Annotated in this window: 21 protein-coding genes; 7 read left to right on the forward strand and 14 right to left on the reverse strand. The window is 59.9% G+C overall.

The window, feature by feature from the left end:
* Positions 1-777 carry a hypothetical protein gene (locus tag QMG56_RS07600; RefSeq protein ID WP_281821960.1) on the forward strand — a complete coding sequence of 259 codons (777 nt, stop codon included), beginning with the start codon at positions 1-3 and terminating at the stop codon, positions 775-777.
* Here QMG56_RS07600 and QMG56_RS07605 read toward each other — a convergent pair.
* Positions 774-1,217, reverse strand: coding sequence for a hypothetical protein (locus QMG56_RS07605; protein ID WP_281821961.1), 444 nt, complete (start codon positions 1,215-1,217; stop codon positions 774-776). The genes QMG56_RS07600 and QMG56_RS07605 overlap by 4 nt on opposite strands.
* A gap of 134 nt (positions 1,218-1,351) precedes the next feature.
* Between QMG56_RS07605 and QMG56_RS07610 the strand changes: the two genes are divergently transcribed.
* Positions 1,352-1,717 carry a hypothetical protein gene (locus QMG56_RS07610; RefSeq protein ID WP_281821962.1) on the forward strand — a complete coding sequence of 122 codons (366 nt, stop codon included), beginning with the start codon at positions 1,352-1,354 and terminating at the stop codon, positions 1,715-1,717.
* A gap of 6 nt (positions 1,718-1,723) precedes the next feature.
* Here QMG56_RS07610 and QMG56_RS07615 read toward each other — a convergent pair whose 3' ends face one another.
* The 4 genes from QMG56_RS07615 to QMG56_RS23425 all read right to left on the reverse strand — a co-directional run bounded on the left by QMG56_RS07615 (position 1,724) and on the right by QMG56_RS23425 (position 4,906).
* Positions 1,724-2,206 carry a hypothetical protein gene (locus tag QMG56_RS07615; RefSeq protein ID WP_281821964.1) on the reverse strand — a complete coding sequence of 161 codons (483 nt, stop codon included), beginning with the start codon at positions 2,204-2,206 and terminating at the stop codon, positions 1,724-1,726.
* Between the two features lie 84 nt (positions 2,207-2,290).
* A complete protein-coding gene (locus QMG56_RS07620; protein WP_281821966.1) occupies positions 2,291-2,629 on the reverse strand; it encodes a hypothetical protein in 339 nt (112 codons plus the stop codon).
* 230 nt (positions 2,630-2,859) lie between these two features.
* Entirely contained in the window at positions 2,860-4,206 is a 1,347-nt protein-coding gene (locus QMG56_RS07625) for a DNA-packaging protein (RefSeq protein ID WP_281821967.1), read from the reverse strand.
* Positions 4,207-4,312: 106 nt separating this feature from the next.
* A complete protein-coding gene (locus tag QMG56_RS23425; protein ID WP_375713654.1) occupies positions 4,313-4,906 on the reverse strand; it encodes a hypothetical protein in 594 nt (197 codons plus the stop codon).
* Between the two features lie 260 nt (positions 4,907-5,166).
* Between QMG56_RS23425 and QMG56_RS07635 the strand changes: the two genes are divergently transcribed.
* On the forward strand, positions 5,167-5,766 hold the full coding sequence (locus QMG56_RS07635) for a hypothetical protein (RefSeq protein WP_281821969.1): 600 nt from the start codon (positions 5,167-5,169) through the stop codon (positions 5,764-5,766).
* Here QMG56_RS07635 and QMG56_RS07640 read toward each other — a convergent pair.
* Positions 5,748-6,062, reverse strand: coding sequence for a hypothetical protein (locus QMG56_RS07640; RefSeq protein WP_281821970.1), 315 nt, complete (start codon positions 6,060-6,062; stop codon positions 5,748-5,750). The two genes, QMG56_RS07635 and QMG56_RS07640, sit on opposite strands and share 19 nt — an antisense overlap.
* 232 nt (positions 6,063-6,294) lie before the next feature.
* Between QMG56_RS07640 and gntA the strand changes: the two genes are divergently transcribed.
* Together gntA and QMG56_RS07650 are read left to right on the forward strand one after the other, a co-directional pair.
* Complete coding sequence (gntA, locus tag QMG56_RS07645) at positions 6,295-6,987, forward strand: guanitoxin biosynthesis heme-dependent pre-guanitoxin N-hydroxylase GntA (RefSeq protein ID WP_281821971.1); 693 nt, start codon at positions 6,295-6,297, stop codon at positions 6,985-6,987.
* On the forward strand, positions 6,980-7,585 hold the full coding sequence (locus QMG56_RS07650) for an urea carboxylase-associated family protein (RefSeq protein WP_281821972.1): 606 nt from the start codon (positions 6,980-6,982) through the stop codon (positions 7,583-7,585). Before gntA ends, QMG56_RS07650 begins: the two co-directional genes overlap by 8 nt.
* A 70-nt stretch (positions 7,586-7,655) precedes the next feature.
* Here the strand turns inward: QMG56_RS07650 and QMG56_RS07655 are convergent, their stop codons facing one another.
* From QMG56_RS07655 to betI, 5 genes are all read right to left on the reverse strand, one after another.
* On the reverse strand, positions 7,656-8,117 hold the full coding sequence (locus QMG56_RS07655; protein ID WP_230187064.1) for a response regulator: 462 nt from the start codon (positions 8,115-8,117) through the stop codon (positions 7,656-7,658).
* A gap of 16 nt (positions 8,118-8,133) precedes the next feature.
* Positions 8,134-9,237 carry a histidine kinase dimerization/phosphoacceptor domain -containing protein gene (locus QMG56_RS07660; RefSeq protein WP_281821973.1) on the reverse strand — a complete coding sequence of 368 codons (1,104 nt, stop codon included), beginning with the start codon at positions 9,235-9,237 and terminating at the stop codon, positions 8,134-8,136.
* 131 nt (positions 9,238-9,368) lie between these two features.
* Positions 9,369-10,973 carry an alkyl hydroperoxide reductase subunit F gene (ahpF, locus tag QMG56_RS07665; protein WP_281821974.1) on the reverse strand — a complete coding sequence of 535 codons (1,605 nt, stop codon included), beginning with the start codon at positions 10,971-10,973 and terminating at the stop codon, positions 9,369-9,371.
* 101 nt (positions 10,974-11,074) lie between these two features.
* Entirely contained in the window at positions 11,075-11,638 is a 564-nt protein-coding gene (gene ahpC / locus QMG56_RS07670) for an alkyl hydroperoxide reductase subunit C (protein ID WP_281821975.1), read from the reverse strand.
* Positions 11,639-11,743: 105 nt separating this feature from the next.
* Positions 11,744-12,331 carry a transcriptional regulator BetI gene (gene betI, locus QMG56_RS07675; protein WP_230187060.1) on the reverse strand — a complete coding sequence of 196 codons (588 nt, stop codon included), beginning with the start codon at positions 12,329-12,331 and terminating at the stop codon, positions 11,744-11,746.
* Between the two features lie 242 nt (positions 12,332-12,573).
* Between betI and QMG56_RS07680 the strand changes: the two genes are divergently transcribed.
* Positions 12,574-12,876, forward strand: coding sequence for a glycine zipper 2TM domain-containing protein (locus QMG56_RS07680; protein ID WP_230187059.1), 303 nt, complete (start codon positions 12,574-12,576; stop codon positions 12,874-12,876).
* 90 nt (positions 12,877-12,966) lie between these two features.
* On the opposite strand, the gene QMG56_RS07685 is transcribed toward QMG56_RS07680, so the two are convergent.
* Both QMG56_RS07685 and QMG56_RS07690 read right to left on the reverse strand, forming a co-directional pair.
* A complete protein-coding gene (locus tag QMG56_RS07685) occupies positions 12,967-13,245 on the reverse strand; it encodes a hypothetical protein (RefSeq protein WP_375713657.1) in 279 nt (92 codons plus the stop codon).
* 148 nt (positions 13,246-13,393) lie between these two features.
* Positions 13,394-13,801, reverse strand: a complete 408-nt coding sequence (locus QMG56_RS07690; RefSeq protein WP_230187057.1) for an EVE domain-containing protein — start codon at positions 13,799-13,801, stop codon at positions 13,394-13,396.
* A gap of 129 nt (positions 13,802-13,930) precedes the next feature.
* Between QMG56_RS07690 and QMG56_RS07695 the strand changes: the two genes are divergently transcribed.
* Positions 13,931-14,875, forward strand: a complete 945-nt coding sequence (locus tag QMG56_RS07695) for an isopenicillin N synthase family oxygenase (protein ID WP_281821978.1) — start codon at positions 13,931-13,933, stop codon at positions 14,873-14,875.
* A gap of 109 nt (positions 14,876-14,984) precedes the next feature.
* Here QMG56_RS07695 and QMG56_RS07700 read toward each other — a convergent pair whose 3' ends face one another.
* Complete coding sequence (locus QMG56_RS07700) at positions 14,985-16,424, reverse strand: IS1182 family transposase (protein ID WP_281821994.1); 1,440 nt, start codon at positions 16,422-16,424, stop codon at positions 14,985-14,987.
* Positions 16,425-16,486: the final 62 nt, after the last annotated feature.

The following is a 16,486-nucleotide window of genomic DNA, read 5'->3' on the forward strand; positions in this document are numbered from 1 at the left end:
ATGGCAACGCTTGCACATACTGCATCTGGCGCATCGGTGCGCGCCGAACGCTTCTGGACGATCTCCGCCGGCATCATGATGGCCGTGCTCGTCCTGGGCTTTTCCGTACAACTGGCGATGGGCCGTTCGACTTTCGCCGTACCGCTCTTTGTGCACATTCACGCGCTGGTCTTCTTCGGCTGGGCGGCGCTGTACCTGCTTCAGAACCTGCTGGTCGGCATGGGCAACACGGCGCTGCACAAGCGCCTTGGCTGGCTGTCGGTCGTCTGGATACCCACCATGGTCGTCATGGGCCTGATCGTGACCGTGGCGATCGTGCGGCGCGGCCAGACGCCGTTCTTCTTTCAGCCGCTCTATTTCCTCATCATGGACCCGATGACGCTGTTCACCTTTGCCGGTCTCGCCATCGCTGCCATCCGCCTGCGCCGCAAAACCCAATGGCACCGCCGCCTGATGTTCTGCGGCATGTCCATCCTGCTCGGGCCGGGGATCGGTCGACTGATACCGCTACCCCTGATGATCCCTTATGCAGGCTGGGCGGTGTTTGCGTTCGTTATCCTGTTCCCGATTGCGGGCATCGTCCGCGATCTGCGCCGCGACGGGCGCGTCCATCCGGCCTGGCTCTGGGGTCTGGGCAGCATCGTCGTCATGCAGATCGCGATCGACCTCATGGCGTTCAGCGCGCCCGGCCAGTGGCTCTATGCCGCCGTTACGCAGGGCAGCCCCGGCGCCGCCGTCGCGCCGCTCGCTTTCCCGCCTTTCCCGCCCGTCTCCTAAAAGGAGAAGGTGAGCGCGCCGTTCACCGGCAACTGCGTCCATTCCTCCGTCAGCGTATCGATCCGCGCGCGGATGGCGGCAACATCGTCCGGCGACACCGGGATCGTGCCATGGCCGCGCGCTTCGCACGCATGGCGAAACGTCGCCAGCACGTCGTCCGCGCTCACGCGCCCGCCCCACATTTCCGCCTGAAACGTCTCGACCAGCCGCTCGATCGCTTCCTCGCTATCGCCTGACAGGACCATGCGCGGCCCCGCCGTCTGCCCTTCCGCGACCAGCGTCAGGAAGCCGCGATGCGCCAATATGCTTTCCACGGCATAATGCACCATGTCGTGCGGAATGATCCCCTGCTTGGGGCAAGCGACTGTCTCCACGCTGCCATCGCGCGCGATGTGCAGGTCGTCATACTTGCCGCTACGTTTTGTGAAGGTCAGGCGCATGACCGATTTATATGGCAATCCCTTGCGGCGCAAAAGGCGTCGAGCCGCAGAAATATGTGGCTAAAATCAAGGAATAGCGTCAAGGGTGCAATGCAGCATCCACCGCCGCATCCTATCGACAGCTCCGGGATTTCATGTTTCAGGCATCTTACGACCGTGGCACCAATTGCCTGAATATCGTCGTCAAAGGCTTCTTCCAGCCGGAAGACGTTGCCGCTCTGGCAAAAACCGTCGGCAATGCCGCGCAAACGGCCAAATCCGCGCGCGACGACTTCAACGTGCTGGTCGAATCCCTCGAATTTCCCGTTCAGGCAAATGATGTCGCGGACTTGCTGACCGGTGTCATGCGCGGCGGGATGGCTCTCACCACCGGCCGCGCGGCCGTTGTCGTCGGCAGTCAGCTCAACAAGGCACAGGCCGAACGCACATTGGTGCATGACCGCGTGCGCGTGTTCATGGATATGGACGACGCGCGGGCGTGGTTGACGAAGTTAATTTAGTGCCAATTATTCTCTACGTTTCCGTTGATAGGTAATGCGCCACGTATCAAACATGGGACTTCCCTCGATGGATCGCATTGTGTTGGTGGTCAAAGCGCGCATGAAGATGATTTGCGTGTCACCATCAAACCATGTCATCGGCGATTTTTGCTTTGGTTCACCCAGTTCCAACAGTAGCTTGCGCTGGACTGCTCGGTAACATGCTCCTGTCGTATCCGCTGCACCGACAAGCCGTACCCGTTTGATAATGCCATTAGAACCCAAATCAATATCTGCGATACCGGGGCAATCGTCAGTATAAAATATAGGCGCGATTTTTGCCCACCCGATGGAATATATCGCCTTGGCGGTCGGCGGATACATCGCCTGCAGCTCAGTATCCGCCATACCTATTGGCAACTCTTCCCAAAGCGACCTTGCTTGGGCGGGACAAACCACACCCATTGCCGCAGCGACTGCAGCCAAAGTCGTGAGCCAGTAACTCGCCATATATGAATACTGCACGACTATTGGAGCCGACGCAACTCGTCCCCGCGGCGGTCGGAACTCACCGGCTATCAAGTAGCGCGTTCACTACCTGTTCCGGCGCAACACTCGGTCGCAGGTCGAATTCGTCCCTTCGCTCTTGCCGATCACCCGGCCCGCTACAGCACCCGCCGCACCGGCCAGCAGGCTCTCGCCCAGATTGCCGCCAGCCAGCGCGCCTACACCGGCACCACCGGCGGCACCGATCACCGTGCCCTTGTCGCGGCCCTTTTTCCCCTGGATCAGGCAATAGCGCACATCGTCGCGATCCCGCGGCGCCGCCCGCGCGATCCGCGCCCGGTCCTTGCTGTTCAGCGATTGCGCCATCACCGGCCCCGCGATCAGCGAAGCGCCTACGGCTGCTGCGATCATCATGGTCGTTTTCATGTCCATACTCCGATGTAAAATAGGTTCTCAAACAGAACGAATACCCCCGCCGCCGGTTCCCGGAAAGGCGCTTCGTCCTCTTCCCAACGCCGGTTATCCCTATGTCCGTCATCCTGAACTCGTTTCAGGATCCATCGCGCCCCACAAACTGCACCAAGTGCCCCATACACCCCATAGGACCACAAATGGATGCTGAAACCAGTTCAGCATGACGACGGTGTGAAAGTCCCTCACACCCCCCTTACCCGCACCACGCCCCCGCGCCCCTTGCCCAGCATCAGCGCCGTCAGCGCCCACACGCACGCATCGGCCCGGTCCGGCGAGCGCCCCGGCCCTGCATAGCCGCCCCCGATCAGCATCCCGCACAATTGGTCCTCCAGCGCTGGGAAAGCCCCGCGATGCGCCACCCTGCCCGCTTCATACAAAGCCGCCACCGGCTCCGCCCGCGCAGATTTCCCCCGCGACGCATGGACCAGCCGCACCGGCAGGCTATCGTCCACCGCGCGCAGCACGCTTTCGATCATCGCCCCGCCATTATTCGCTTCGGCAATCACCCGGTCCGCGCCATGCGCAAAGGCTGCGCCCGCCACTGCCCGCGCCCAGCCTTCCGGCCCGCGCCCCTCGACGCTCGCGTCCGCCACCACATAGGCGCGCCCGTCCACGCCCACGCCCGCCACCACGATCCCGCACGCATCGCCATCCCCGGAGCCAGCCGGCGGATCGACGCCCACCACCACGCGGGACAGCGCCGCGCCTCCCCCCGCCGCCACCGCCGGCACATGCCGCACCCGGCACCGCTCGATCAGGTCGCGCGTCCACAAAGCGCCTTCCACATCCTCCATCATCGCGCCGTCCAGCTCCTGCCGCCCCAGCCGCGTGCCGCCGAACTGCGCCGTCACGGCCTCGATAAAGCCGGGGGCCAGATGCCCGCGATTGTCCTCCGTCCGCCCGGTCGTACACACCACGCCGCCCGCGTCCCCGCGCGCCAGCAACCCGCGCAGCAACGCCACCGGGCGCGGCGTCGTCGTCGCCAGCACCCGCGGCCAGTCGCCCAGCCGCAACGCCAGCTCCAGATTGTCCCACGCCGCCTGTCCCATCGGCCATTTGGCGATTTCGTCGGCCCAGGCATGGCTGAACTGCGGCCCGCGCAAAGCCTCCGGGTCGGACGCACCGATCGTAAACGCCTGCGCGCCCGAAGCCCATTCCAGCCGCCGCAGCGCCGGATACCATAGCGGCGGCATCCCCCGCAGCCGCGCCACCGCCAGCAAGCCGCTCTCGCCTTCCACCATCACGCTGCGCGCTTCGGCGGGGCTGGCTCCGACCAGAGCGATCCGCGCGCCGCCATCGCGCATCGCGATGCCCTGCACCCATTCCGCCCCCGCCCGCGTCTTGCCAAAGCCGCGCCCCGCCATCATCAACCACACGCGCCAGTCACCCTCGGGCGGCTTCTGCCCGTCATGGCCCATTGCCTCCCAGCTATTTTCCAAAGCCGCAGCCGTGGCGTCGTCCATGCGCCGGAACAGATCGTCCCGCGCGGCCGATGGCAATTGCGCCAACTCCGTCAACACACTCACCATTCCTAATCGCCTCCCCCCCACCACCGTTCGGGCTGAGCTTGTCGAAGCCTCTTTCTTCTTAGGAAGAATGGCCCTTCGACAAGCTCAGGGTGAACGGTGCTAATGGTTACGCACCACCTTCACCCGCCGCATCCAGCTTCGCCCGCACCCGCTCCACTTCCGCCCGGACCCGATCCACCGCCGTCTGCGCATCGGGCCGTGCAGCCACCTCCGCAGCCTTGCGCGCAGCCTCCGCCCGTTCCTCCTCGACTGCCTCCTGCACCCGCACCTGCATCGCCGTCATCCGATGCGCCGCGATCGCGCGCAAAGCCTGCGCCGGGGCATAGGTGCGGATCGTCTTGCGCTGCGTCACCGGCGCGTCGGCGCCATTGCCGGTGCGCGTCACTTCCTCCCGCTCCGTCCCGAACTTCGCCTGACGCAGCAATTCCAGCTCCAGGTCCATGACCGCGCGGTTGATCGCCTGCATCCATTCCCGGCAGAAGGACGGATCGCGCGCCCGCAGGTCATAGGCGCCGCTGACATGCATCCCCACGCGCTGCGCGGATTCCTTGACGTCGCACGTCTCCTCCAGCGCGCGGCAGAACGCAAAGCGCTTCTCCGCCGTCCACCCATCGCTCCGCGTCTTGCGCGGCTTGGCCGCCGGGGCGTCATGCGCCTTCTGTGCCGCATCGCCCCGCTTTTCCCCCGAACTCCCCACCATAGCGCTCCTCCTCCCGCCCGCGCACGACACAAAAAAGGCCAGCCCTTCCGGACCAGCCTCTGCATCGCGCCGCCGCAGCGACTCAGTTTTCCCAATATCTACTCATGTGCCATATGAGCGTCACGCTGTCAAGATATTTGTGCCTATTTGGTTATGTGAAGGTGGTTACTAGTTTGATGGATGCTTCCGCGAGTTTTATTGAGTCTTTTGAGACACTTAGGAAAATTTGACTAAGTGCATGATTCTGATATACTTTTTTCATGGATATTACATACAATCTTAATGGGGGCTTCAAGCCCACCATGAAGCGTTTCGCGGATCTCGATGGCCCGGATTTTTTCCCAACGCCTGCTTGGGCTACCTATGCCCTGATCGACAATGAGAAGTTTGAAGGAGAGATTTGGGAGCCTGCATGCGGCAATGGCGCTATGTCAGAAGTGCTCGCTAAAACGGGCAATCCTGTCGTCAGCACAGACCTATACGATCGTGGCTACGGCGAAGGAGGAATTGATTTCCTTCATACCAATCGGCGTTCTGCCAATATCGTTACAAACCCCCCGTACAATGCTGCTGAAGGATTTGTTAAATCAGGTTTACGTGCTGCTGAACAGAAATTTGCGTTGTTATTGCGACTTGCTTTTCTCGAAGGTGCCAACCGACAGAGGACGATTTTTACCGACACACCACCTTCGCGCATTTGGACATTTAGTGAGCGCATCACGTTTTATCCCGCCGGCGCAATCCAGAAGGGGAGCGGAACAACAGCGTATGCATGGTTTGTTTGGGATAAGGAAACGACCGGCACTGAGCTTAAATGGCTTAAGCCAGGATATAAATCCCGCTACTCGTCTGGCACCTGATTTAAAAATTGCTGACCCAATTCAGTAATACTGAATGACTCGCTGCCGTCATGATATTCCGCATAACCTTTGGTAAACATGCTCGTGCTTGTTGTGCGGTGTGAAATTAAGTTTCTAACCTTTTGACTAAAATAGGTATCATTCCGATCAATTAGAATTTCAGCGTCCTGACCGTCTGGTTCAAACTCTTCTGCTAAGGCTTTAATTAGGTTAGTGGTTGTAATTTCGCCACCTTTTGCAGAAGCAGCCCGAAGAGCTGGAATAATTAGGTCACGTTCTCTTATGCGTCCGGCCATTTTTCGACTCCGCTCGACTTGTGAATAACCAGATTAGATTATCCGCGTGATTACGCTAGGAGAATTTTCTTCAACGTTAACTCGCGCCTTCAACTCCACGCCCCAAAATCCAACAAATCCAACACACACCCCATTCCACGTATCGACTTATTTCCCCCACGCCCGCCGCCGCCATTAACCCATATCAACCCTTTCCCGTTGAACTTCCCGCGTCTTTGCGGGTTGGGTCGGCATGGTTACAGCGTATTTCGACAACGACCATCCGCTCGCGGATCGGTTCAGAACCCATATCCGCTCTGCGTCTTTCCCCTGTGTCGGGGCCAAGTCCGCCCTTGCCAGCGGCCAGATGGACTTCGTCATTGCCCGCGACATCGCGTCGGCATGGGATGACCTCCGCGTCTTGCCTGCCCTTGGCGAGACGGTCAGCCGCTATCGCAGCGACCGGGCCTTGTTCCGCACCCTCGTCGTCCTGTTCGAAGGGCCGGACGATCTGGACGAGCCGACCTTCGAAGGCTTGCTGTGGGAGCGTATCCAGTCGCTGACCGACAAGGATAGCTGGCTGGGCTATGCCCCCGATCCCACGATCAGCACCGATCCGGACGATCCCCATTTCTCGCTCAGCTTTGCCGGTGAAGCCTTCTTCGTCGTCGGTATCCATCCCGGTGCCAGCCGCCCGGCGCGGCGCTTCCCCATCCCCGGCCTCATCTTCAACCTGCACGATCAGTTCACCGTTCTGCGGGAACAGGGCCGCTATGAGAAGATCCGCAGCGCCATCCTGTCGCGGGACGAAGCGCTGGCGGGGGACATCAACCCCATGCTTGCCCGCCATGGCGAAGCCAGCGAAGCCCGCCAATATAGCGGTCGGGCGGTCTCGAACGACTGGGCCTGCCCCTTCCAGCGAAAGGAAACATCGACCTTTGCCTGACAGCCTCAACTCCGACATCCTGACCATCGCGCCGCGCACCGGCACGGCCTTCGTCGTAAAGGCCGGACAGACGCTGACTGTCATAGACCCCACCGGCGGCCAGGTCGCCGATCTGCTGGCCTATAGTCAGGAGGATATTGGCGAAGTGCTCTCGTCGGGCCGCACGCTGGATTATGCCAGCCGCCTCTACCTCACCACCGGCGATCCGCTCTATTCCAACCGCAGCCGGGTGATGCTGGATATCGTTGCGGACACGGTGGGGCGGCACGACTTCCTGCTCACGCCTTGCTCGAAGGATACCTTCCGCATCATCTATGGCGACACCGATCCGCATCGCGGCTGCTTCGGCAATCTGGCGGAGGCGCTGGTGCCTTATGGCATCGTGCCGGACGCGATCCCGACCGCGTTCAACTGCTTCATGAACGTGCCCGTCGACGGCGCAACCGGCACCTTCACTGTAGAACCGCCGCTCAGCAAGGCGGGGGACCACATAACATTCCTCGCAAGGATGGATCTGATCGTCGGCCTCACCGCCTGCTCCGCGCTCCAATCGAACGGCGGCAGCTTCAAACCGATTAGCTATTGCATTGAAGGATAATAGCCGCTTGGGTGCTGTCAGTACGCACTGACCGCACCCTCGGTCGAAACCGCAACTGCACAGGCCGCCCTCAGTTCAGCGGCTTGTCCCATCGGGTCACCATTTCGGGCGATGCCAGGAAACTGGACGGCCGCGGCGACACTGGCGGCGGGTCGCATACCCCTTCCTCCAGATAGCGCATGGCCAGCATCAGGCCGCTACGGCTGAAGGGTTTGGGAATGACACCATAGGCACCGCAGAAGTCGACGGGGATCTTCCCCGGATTGGCGGTGACGAACACCACCGCCGTACTCGCCCATTTCTCATGGATATAGGTGCATACGTCCAGCCCGTTGGAGTCCTCGGCCAACTGGATATCGACGAAAGCGACATGCGGCGCTTTGGCCAGCGTCATCGCCCGCACCTCGCGCAGCGACGCCGCTTCACCGACGACGCGATGACCGGCATCCACGATCATGGCTTCGATATCCATCGCAAGAAGGGCTTCATCCTCCACGATCAGGACATTTAACGGGGCGACGCACTGCGACATCGATGAAAATCCTAGGTTACGTAGCGTTTGTGGGGAAAATGACGGAAACATGCGTACCGCTGGCGTCGCTATGCCACTGCGTGTCCGCCTTGATCTGCCGCGAAAGACGCCGGACGAGCGACTGCCCTATGGACGTACTGTGCGACACGTTGACATCGAAGCCCGGCCCATCGTCCCGCAATGAAATCGTGATCTGGCCATCGGCTTCCTTGACGGCCAGCGACAACGTCCCCGGACGGCCATCGGCAAAGGCATGCTTTACGGAATTGGTGATAAGCTCGTTCAGGATCAGGCCGGTCGCCGATGCTTTGCTGGACGGGATAATCACCGATTCGACATCGCTCTCCAGCACGATATTGCTGCGCCCCGACGTCCCCAGAACGTCCGCCGCCAGGTTGGAAGCGAACTGACCGATATCGAACTTCGAAATATCTTCCGACTGATACAATCGCCGATGGACAATCGCCAATGCGTCGATCCGCTCCAGCATGTTCTCCAACGTGCGCTGCAACTGCGGATCCCCCAGCGAGCGGGACTGCAACCGCAACAGCGATCCGATCATCGTCAGGTTGTTCTTCACCCGGTGATCGACTTCCTGCAGCAATATGGTCTTTTCTTCCAGCGCCGACTGCAGGTCCGCCGTCCGTGCCCTGACTTGTTCTTCCACGGCTGCCTTCTGCTCGGCGATCTGCTTCTGCGCGTCGATCCGGTCCGACACGTCGAGTTGCGAGGCGAAGAAGAACTGCAGGCTCCCGTCCTCGCCGCGCACCGGGCTAATGTAGAGCGCGTTCCAGAAGGTCGACCCGTCCTTCTTGTAATTCAACAGGTCGATGCTGATCGCTTCTTCGGCATGCAGGGCGTCGCGTATGTTCTCCAGCGCCTCGGGGTCGGTATCCGGCCCTTGCAGGAAACGGCAATTCCGACCCACAATCTCTTCGACATCATATCCGCACAGCTTCTGGAACGCTTCGTTCACGAACACGATGGGGTTGTCGTCCTGCCGCGGGTCGGTGATGACCATCGGCATGCGTGTGCCCCGGATCGCCGCCGCGAAGGGATCGCCGCGGCCCTGTTCATGCATGACCCGTTCCGTAAGATGCCAATCGTCTCGTTGCTTCATTCCATGCTCCGCTCAGCGAGGGAGCAGGAGCGCTCCGGCTTGAACTTGTTGGAGACAAAGCGCGTCAGTTACCTGTCTGGTTCCTCCCAAAATGACAAAGCCATAAGACGACAGGATAAAATCTACCGTCCTTACGCCGCGGCGGCCTCATCCATACCTGCCGCCGCCTCGGCACTTTCCGGTGCCAGACGGATCAGATAATCGAATGCCGACAGGCCCGCTTTCGATCCTTCGCCCATGGCGATGATGATCTGCTTGAACGGCGTCGTCGTCGCATCGCCCGCCGCGAATATGCCCGGTATGGACGTCGCGCCGCGATGGTCGACTTCGATCTCGCCCCGCGACGACAGCGCCACGGTATCGCCAAGGAACTCGGTGTTCGGCACCAGCCCGATCTGCACGAATATGCCCTGCAGGTCGACGACATGCGCGGCGTCGCTGTTGCGATCCTTATAGGTCAGTCCGATGACCTTGTTGCCGTCGCCCAGCACTTCGGTCGTCAGCGCCGATGTGATGACCTTGACGTTGGGCAGGCTGAACAGCTTGCGCTGCAGCACTGCGTCCGCCCGCAACTGGCTGTCGAATTCGATCAGCGTGACATGGGCAACGATACCCGCCAGGTCGATGGCCGCTTCGACGCCGCTATTGCCGCCGCCGATGACTGCCACGTCCTTGCCCTTGAACAGGGGGCCGTCGCAATGCGGGCAATAGGCAACGCCCTTGTTGCGATATTCGTCTTCACCCGGCACGTTCATGTGCCGCCAGCGCGCACCGGTGGACAGGATCACCGACCGCGCCTTCAGCGACGCGCCGTTGGCCAGCACCACTTCATGGAACCCGCCTTCGCTTGTTGCGGGGATCAGCTTTTCGACCCGCTGCAGGTTCATGATGTCGACATCATATTCCTTCACATGCTGCTCAAGCTGCGCGACCAGTTTCGGGCCTTCGGTGTGCGAGACAGATATGAAGTTCTCGATCCCCATCGTGTCGAGCACCTGCCCGCCAAAGCGTTCCGCGACGATACCCGTCCGAATGCCCTTGCGTGCGGTATAGATGGCCGACGCAGCGCCAGCGGGTCCGCCACCGACGATCAGCACTTCAAATGCTTCCTTCGCCTTCAGCTTCTCGGCAGCCCGCGCAACAGCGCCGCTGTCCAGTTTGGCTACGATCTGCTCCAGCTCCATACGGCCCTGACCGAAGGGCTCACCGTTCAGGAAGATGGTCGGCACGGCCATGACCTTGCGGGCATCCACTTCCGACTGGAACAGCGCGCCGTCGATGGCCGTATGGCTGATCCGCGGGTTGAGCACCGCCATCAGGTTCAGCGCCTGCACCACATCCGGGCAGTTCTGGCACGACAGCGAGAAATAGGTTTCGAAGGCATAATCCCCTTCGAGGTTCTTGACCTGCTCGATCACATCCTGCGCAGCCTTCGACGGGTGACCGCCGACCTGCAGCAATGCGAGAACAAGGGACGTGAATTCATGCCCCATGGGCAGACCGGCAAAGCGGACACCGATGTCCGTACCCGCACGGCGGATCATGAAACTGGGGGTGCGCTTGTCGTCATCCTTGCGGATCAACGTCGCCTTGTCGGTCAGGCTGACGATATCTTCCAGCAGTCCGAGCATCTCGCGCGATTTGGCGCCATCGTCCAGCGACGCCACCAGCTCGATCGGCTGCGTGATGTTCACGAGATAGCTTTTCAACTGGGCTTTAACATTGGCGTCCAACATGGCGTAGGCTCCGATATATTAGAGGCGCGGGGGTGCAATCCGGAGAAGCACATATGTGCCTCTCCGGAGAGCGTTGCGACCCTTAGGGTATTAGTGTGAGTTTAGATCTTGCCGACGAGGTCGAAGGACGGCGCCAATGTGGTTTCGCCTTCTTCCCACTTTGCCGGGCAAACTTCGCCGGGATGGCTCTGCCAATATTGCGCAGCCTTGATCTTGCGCAGCAGTTCCGTGGCGTTGCGACCCACGCCTTCAGGCGTGATTTCGACGAGCTGGATCTTGCCTTCCGGATCGATCACGAACGTCGCCCGGTCTGCAAGGCCAACGCCTTCGCGCAGCACGCCGAAGTTGTTGCTGATGTCGTGGTTCTGGTCGCCCAGCATGTAATAGTTGATCTTGCCGATGGCGGGCGACGTGTCGTGCCAGGCCTTGTGGCTGAAATGCGTGTCGGTCGATACCGAGTACACTTCAACGCCCATGCCCTGCAGCGTGGGGTAGATGTCGGCCAGATCTTCCAATTCGGTCGGGCAAACGAAAGTGAAGTCAGCGGGGTAGAAGAAGAATACGGCCCACTTGCCCTTCACATCGCCATCGGTGACGTCGACGAACGCCCCTTCTTTATACGCCGTAGCCGTAAAAGGCTTCAGTTCGCTGCCAATGATCGCCATGATATCTCCAGTTCCTTAGAGGTCTTCGATTGAGGATGCAGACATAGTGCGCCGCGATCGATTTAGGAAATTGGATTTCTTGCTTCGAATGATCGAGAAAAACGATCAGTTCCTACCAACGTGAGACTCGATACACCCCCGCGCCAGCGCATATGCTTCCTCGACCGTGAAAGTGGCAGGGTCGAGACATAATTCAAGCCACAAGCCGTCCACCAGTGCGGCAATTCCGATTGCTGCCAGCCGGATGCCCGCCGCATCCTTTTCGGGTCTCACCGCGGCAAGATGTTCGGATAGATCGTTGCGGTACTGGGTATACATTTCGGCATGCGCCTGCGCCATGTCGGATCGACCGTGCACCAGGCTCCAGAAGGCAACCCATGTCACGAGCAATTTGGGATCAAGCACCGGCGGCGCGAAACTTGCGAGCACGAAGGCCTCAAGCCTTGCGCGTGGATCGGAGCCGGCAGCCTCCACCGCCCGGTCGGTCGCAAGGCTGACACGTTTGCCAAGGTCGCGATAGGTTGCAAGGATAAGAGAATCGATACCGTCGAAATAATGGGTAAGAAGACCCGAAGATACGCCAGCCAGCTTGGAGATGGCTCGTACGGATGTTCCGGTTACGCCGCGCTCTGCCAGACATTGGGCAGTCGCATCGATTAGACTTTGCCGTCGCACATCGGCCGATTCGCGCACGAAACTCGCTCTTCTCAAGATCACCCTCTACCCTGTGCGATCCCCCCTAGGGATGCCTTTCATCGACATTAGCTATTGCAACGCCGTAGGCAAGCCTTTGTCATAAACGCGGACGCCGCGCCGAATACCGCACAAAATCCAACGTAAATTCAACATGGTGTGTCGTTGTATAAGGTTCATGCAACCTTGCCCATAAGGCAGTGGTTCAAGGCTCGAAGTTAAAACAGGAAGGAGCACTTCATATGCGTACATTCATGCTTTCATTGGCAGCGGCGTCGATCGCGATCCCCGCCTCCATGGCGCTTCCCACCGACCAGGCAGAAGCGCGGCGCGATCACCGCTACAAGGAATGGCGCGGTCGCGACGGACGCACCTATTGCCGCAAGAGCAATGGCACGACCGGACTCATCGTCGGCGGCGTTGGCGGTGCTTTGGCCGGTCGCGCGATCGACACTCGCGGCGACCGCACCACCGGCACGGTTCTGGGTGCAGCGGCTGGCGCATTGCTGGGCAAGGAAATCGACAGCAAGCGCCGCTGCCGCTAAAATTCCTCGGCATCAGCTTCAACGAGAAAGGGCGGCCCCGCAAGGAGCCGCCCTTTTCGATAGTTGCGGAGACAGGATGTCTACCGCAGCTTACTTCTTTTCGGCAACCGCGCCGCGCGCTTCGGCCACGTTGAACGCGACCTTGGTACCGCCCGACGTGCCGCTCACTTTGTCGCCAGCCACCTTGAGCTGGAACGCCGTTGCACCCGGATAGCGTGTGCCAGAGATGAGCTTGCCGTCCTTGATGGACTTCACCTGATAGACATAGGTGTAGCCTTCATGAACGAAACGCTCCTTGGCAGCGTCTTCGGCAAGGGCAGGCGCAGCCACGGAAAGGACCAGCGCGGAAAGAACAATTTTGGACAGCATTCGCATCGAATTTCTCCTTTGGAATGCCCGACAAACACCTCTTACGCTCTGTTTTGTTATGTTGGGCGCGTTATTGCTGCATCGCAATATGCTCGCAATCGCAAAGGGCGCAGAAGCAATTGCGCTTCATGCAATCGCTGTATGCGCCTTATTCGCCTGCCATCTTCAAGATATGTCTGAATTCTTGCGCCGAGACCGGGGATACCGAGAGGCGTGACTGGCGGATCATCGCCATGCCCGCCAGTGCAGGGTCCGCCTTGATCGCTTTGAGAGTAACGCCCTGCGGCAATTTGCGCACCGGTGCGACATGCACGGCGATCCACTTGCCGGTGTCGTCGGTACTGTCGGGCGCGGCTTCCTCGACGATTTCCATGATGCCGACCGCTTCCAGCCCGATATTGCTGTGATAGAACAGCGCCTGGTCACCTTTACGCATCGCCTTCATATGCGCCTGCGCCTGATGATTGCGCACACCATCCCACTCCGCCTTCTTCTTGGCGACGAGATCGTCCCAGGAAAACACATCGGGTTCGGATTTCATCAGCCAATACTGCATCGGGTTTCCGCTTCTGGGTTGAACGAGGGTTCGCTCCCCTTGCGACAGCAAGGCCGCTGGAATCAAGCCGGGATCGGATGACAGCCGCACTCTCTTTGGCTAAACCGATAGGATATAAGGAGTCCTATCGTGTTGCAGTCCGTACTTGATGCCATTCCCGTTCTTTCGCTGAAAGACGGCGCCTCCGCCGATTTCGCGAGGGACTTCGGCGCTTCTTTTCAGCGCTTCGGCTTTGCGATGGTGCGCGATCACGGGATGGACGCGGCGCTGGTGGCGGACGCATGGGCCAACGCAAAGGCGTTCTTCGCATTGCCTGAAGCGACCAAGCGCGCGTATCTCGTACCCGGTGGCGGCGGGCAGCGGGGCTATACAGCCTATGGCACCGAGATCGCCAAAGGTGCGAGCGAGAACGATCTGAAAGAGTTCTGGCACGTGGGCCGCGATCTTCCCGAAGGCAGCCCGCTGGCGGGCACGATGCCGCCCAATATCTGGCCGAGCGAAATAGACGGCTTTCGTAGCACCTATACCCGTTTGTTTGCCGAGTTCGATCGCGTCGGATTGCAGTTGCTGTCGGCCATTGCACTCTATCTGGGTCTGGAAAAGGACTGGTTTGCCGATCCCGTGCGCGACGGCAATTCGATTATCCGCCTGCTTCATTATCCACCCGTGTCGCCCGACGCCCCCGGCGTGCGCGCAGGGGCGCATGAGGACATCAACCTGATCACGATGCTGCTGGGTGCGGAGGAAGGCGGGCTGCAATTACTGGACCGCGATGGCAACTGGCTGCCAGTGACGCCCCCTGAAGGCGCGCTCGTCATCAATGTGGGTGACATGCTGCAGCGGCTGACCAATCACGTTCTACCGTCGACCAGTCACCGGGTCGTCAACCCACCACCCGAGCGTCGCGGCGTTTCGCGTTACTCCATGCCCTTCTTCCTGCATCTGCGGCCCGACTTCATGATCGAAGCCTTGCCGCAATGCGTGACGGCGGAAAATCCGGTACGCGAAGCGCCGATTTCAGCGCATGATTATCTGCATGAACGGCTTGTCGAAATCGGGCTGGTGAAACGGTAAAACGCGGCGGACGCCGACCCAGGCCGTGTGAAAACGCTGGAACGGTGTTTTTGAGAAGGGAGTTCATTTCACAAAACCGCATTGCCGCGAGTTGGGCGCAGCCTTGCCTTTAGGTCGCGATGGCTTTGAGGATTGCCTTACTACCCATGATGTTGAGCACCCTGGTCAAGTTGTAAGCGAGGACATGGAGCGCCATCTCGGTTGAGACGCGCGGTTTCGTCTTTGTGAGGAAGTGCGTGTAGCCCATTCGGGCCTTCAGGGTGGCAAAGGGATGTTCGACGGTCTGGCGTCGTATGCGCATAGCGTTAGGATTTGCATCCAGTCGATGCTGCATCGCTTCGATCACCTCTTCATGCTCCCATCGGGAGACACGGCGCTGTTTGCTCGGCGTGCATTGCGCCTTCATCGAGCAGTTTGCACAGACACTTGCCCAATAGCGTTTTAGCGTCAGTCCCCCTTCTTCGCGAGTGTACCGGTAGCTGAGAGTTTCGCCCGCTGGACAGCGATAAGCGTCCTGCTCGGGGAGATAGATGAAGTCTTGTTTTCCAAACCGCCCAGCCATTTTGGCTTCAGAGGTCATCGGCCTTGGCATTGTGACCGTCACACCGGCTTGTTCACTTGCCAGTATTTCCACGCCAGAGAAGTAGCCACGATCGACGACAACCTCGAGCCGGTCCTTTTCCAGCACCGCTTTCGTTTTCGTCGACATTCGGGTGAGTTGAGCGCGATCATTGCCGATATTCGTCACATCATGCGTGACGATGATGTGGTTTTCGGTATCGACGGCTATCTGGACATTGTAGCCGACCATCCCAGTTCCCCGGCCGCTGGTGGCCATTGAGCGGGCATCTGGATCGGTCAAGGATATCTGCTGATCTGATGCAGCCAGCATCTGCTCCTCCAGTCCGTCGAGACGTTTCATCTCCCCCTCGAGCTTGGCGATCCTCTCTTTCAGGCGCGTCGTTTTTGCAGCCAGCACGTCCGTTGGTTCATGCCGATCAGCCGTGTCGAGCTGGGCAAGATAACGTGTGACGCTCTCTTCGATCTGTTCCCGGCGCCGCGCCAGCTTGGCCTTGGTGAAGTTGCGATCGCGATTATTGACGGCTTTGAACTTGCTGCCGTCGATTGCGACGCTTCCACTCGTGAGCAGGCTCATCTCCCGGCAAAGCAAGACGAAACGGCTGCAGACTTGGCGGATCGCTACGCCATTGTCGCGACGGAAATCCGCAATCGTCTTGTGATCAGGGACAAGCCGACCCACCAGCCACATGAGTTCGACATTGCGATCGGCCTCGCGCTCAAGACGACGGCTCGACTGCACCCGGTTCAAATATCCGTAAATGTAGAGCTTGAGCAAAACCGACGGATGATAAGAGGGCCGGCCCGTGGCAGCAGGCTCCACGCCCTCAAATCCCAGTCCCAACAGATCGAGCGCATCGACAAATGCATCAATCACTCGAACCGGATTATCTTCCCCGATCCAGTCATCTACGCAGGGCGGAAATAGCGTGGTTTGTTTGCGATCAGCACCAGAAATGAAGCGACCCATATGATCCCCCAAAACGTTGGACCACCATACCACATCTGACGCGTTTTCACACAGTCTGGACC

Origin of the sequence: Sphingobium sp. BS19 (assembly GCF_027925545.1) — a bacterium.
In the GTDB taxonomy this organism is placed as follows: domain Bacteria; phylum Pseudomonadota; class Alphaproteobacteria; order Sphingomonadales; family Sphingomonadaceae; genus Sphingobium.

Bases quoted from the DNA above. Each gene is read 5' to 3' on its own strand.
- ahpF (WP_281821974.1), bottom strand. From the start codon at position 10,973: ATGTTGGACGCCAATGTTAAAGCCCAGTTGAAAAGCTATCTCGTGAAC.
- QMG56_RS07690 (WP_230187057.1), bottom strand. From the start codon at position 13,801: ATGCAGTATTGGCTGATGAAATCCGAACCCGATGTGTTTTCCTGGGAC.
- ahpC (WP_281821975.1), bottom strand. From the start codon at position 11,638: ATGGCGATCATTGGCAGCGAACTGAAGCCTTTTACGGCTACGGCGTAT.
- QMG56_RS07685 (WP_375713657.1), bottom strand. From the start codon at position 13,245: ATGCTGTCCAAAATTGTTCTTTCCGCGCTGGTCCTTTCCGTGGCTGCG.
- QMG56_RS07615 (WP_281821964.1), bottom strand. From the start codon at position 2,206: ATGGCGAGTTACTGGCTCACGACTTTGGCTGCAGTCGCTGCGGCAATG.
- gntA (WP_281821971.1), top strand. From the start codon at position 6,295: ATGGTTACAGCGTATTTCGACAACGACCATCCGCTCGCGGATCGGTTC.
- QMG56_RS07640 (WP_281821970.1), bottom strand. From the start codon at position 6,062: ATGGCCGGACGCATAAGAGAACGTGACCTAATTATTCCAGCTCTTCGG.
- QMG56_RS07605 (WP_281821961.1), bottom strand. From the start codon at position 1,217: ATGCGCCTGACCTTCACAAAACGTAGCGGCAAGTATGACGACCTGCAC.
- QMG56_RS07620 (WP_281821966.1), bottom strand. From the start codon at position 2,629: ATGAAAACGACCATGATGATCGCAGCAGCCGTAGGCGCTTCGCTGATC.
- QMG56_RS07610 (WP_281821962.1), top strand. From the start codon at position 1,352: ATGTTTCAGGCATCTTACGACCGTGGCACCAATTGCCTGAATATCGTC.
- QMG56_RS07625 (WP_281821967.1), bottom strand. From the start codon at position 4,206: ATGGTGAGTGTGTTGACGGAGTTGGCGCAATTGCCATCGGCCGCGCGG.
- QMG56_RS07680 (WP_230187059.1), top strand. From the start codon at position 12,574: ATGCGTACATTCATGCTTTCATTGGCAGCGGCGTCGATCGCGATCCCC.
- QMG56_RS23425 (WP_375713654.1), bottom strand. From the start codon at position 4,906: ATGGTGGGGAGTTCGGGGGAAAAGCGGGGCGATGCGGCACAGAAGGCG.
- QMG56_RS07635 (WP_281821969.1), top strand. From the start codon at position 5,167: ATGGATATTACATACAATCTTAATGGGGGCTTCAAGCCCACCATGAAG.
- QMG56_RS07655 (WP_230187064.1), bottom strand. From the start codon at position 8,117: ATGTCGCAGTGCGTCGCCCCGTTAAATGTCCTGATCGTGGAGGATGAA.
- QMG56_RS07600 (WP_281821960.1), top strand. From the start codon at position 1: ATGGCAACGCTTGCACATACTGCATCTGGCGCATCGGTGCGCGCCGAA.
- QMG56_RS07700 (WP_281821994.1), bottom strand. From the start codon at position 16,424: ATGGGTCGCTTCATTTCTGGTGCTGATCGCAAACAAACCACGCTATTT.
- QMG56_RS07660 (WP_281821973.1), bottom strand. From the start codon at position 9,237: ATGAAGCAACGAGACGATTGGCATCTTACGGAACGGGTCATGCATGAA.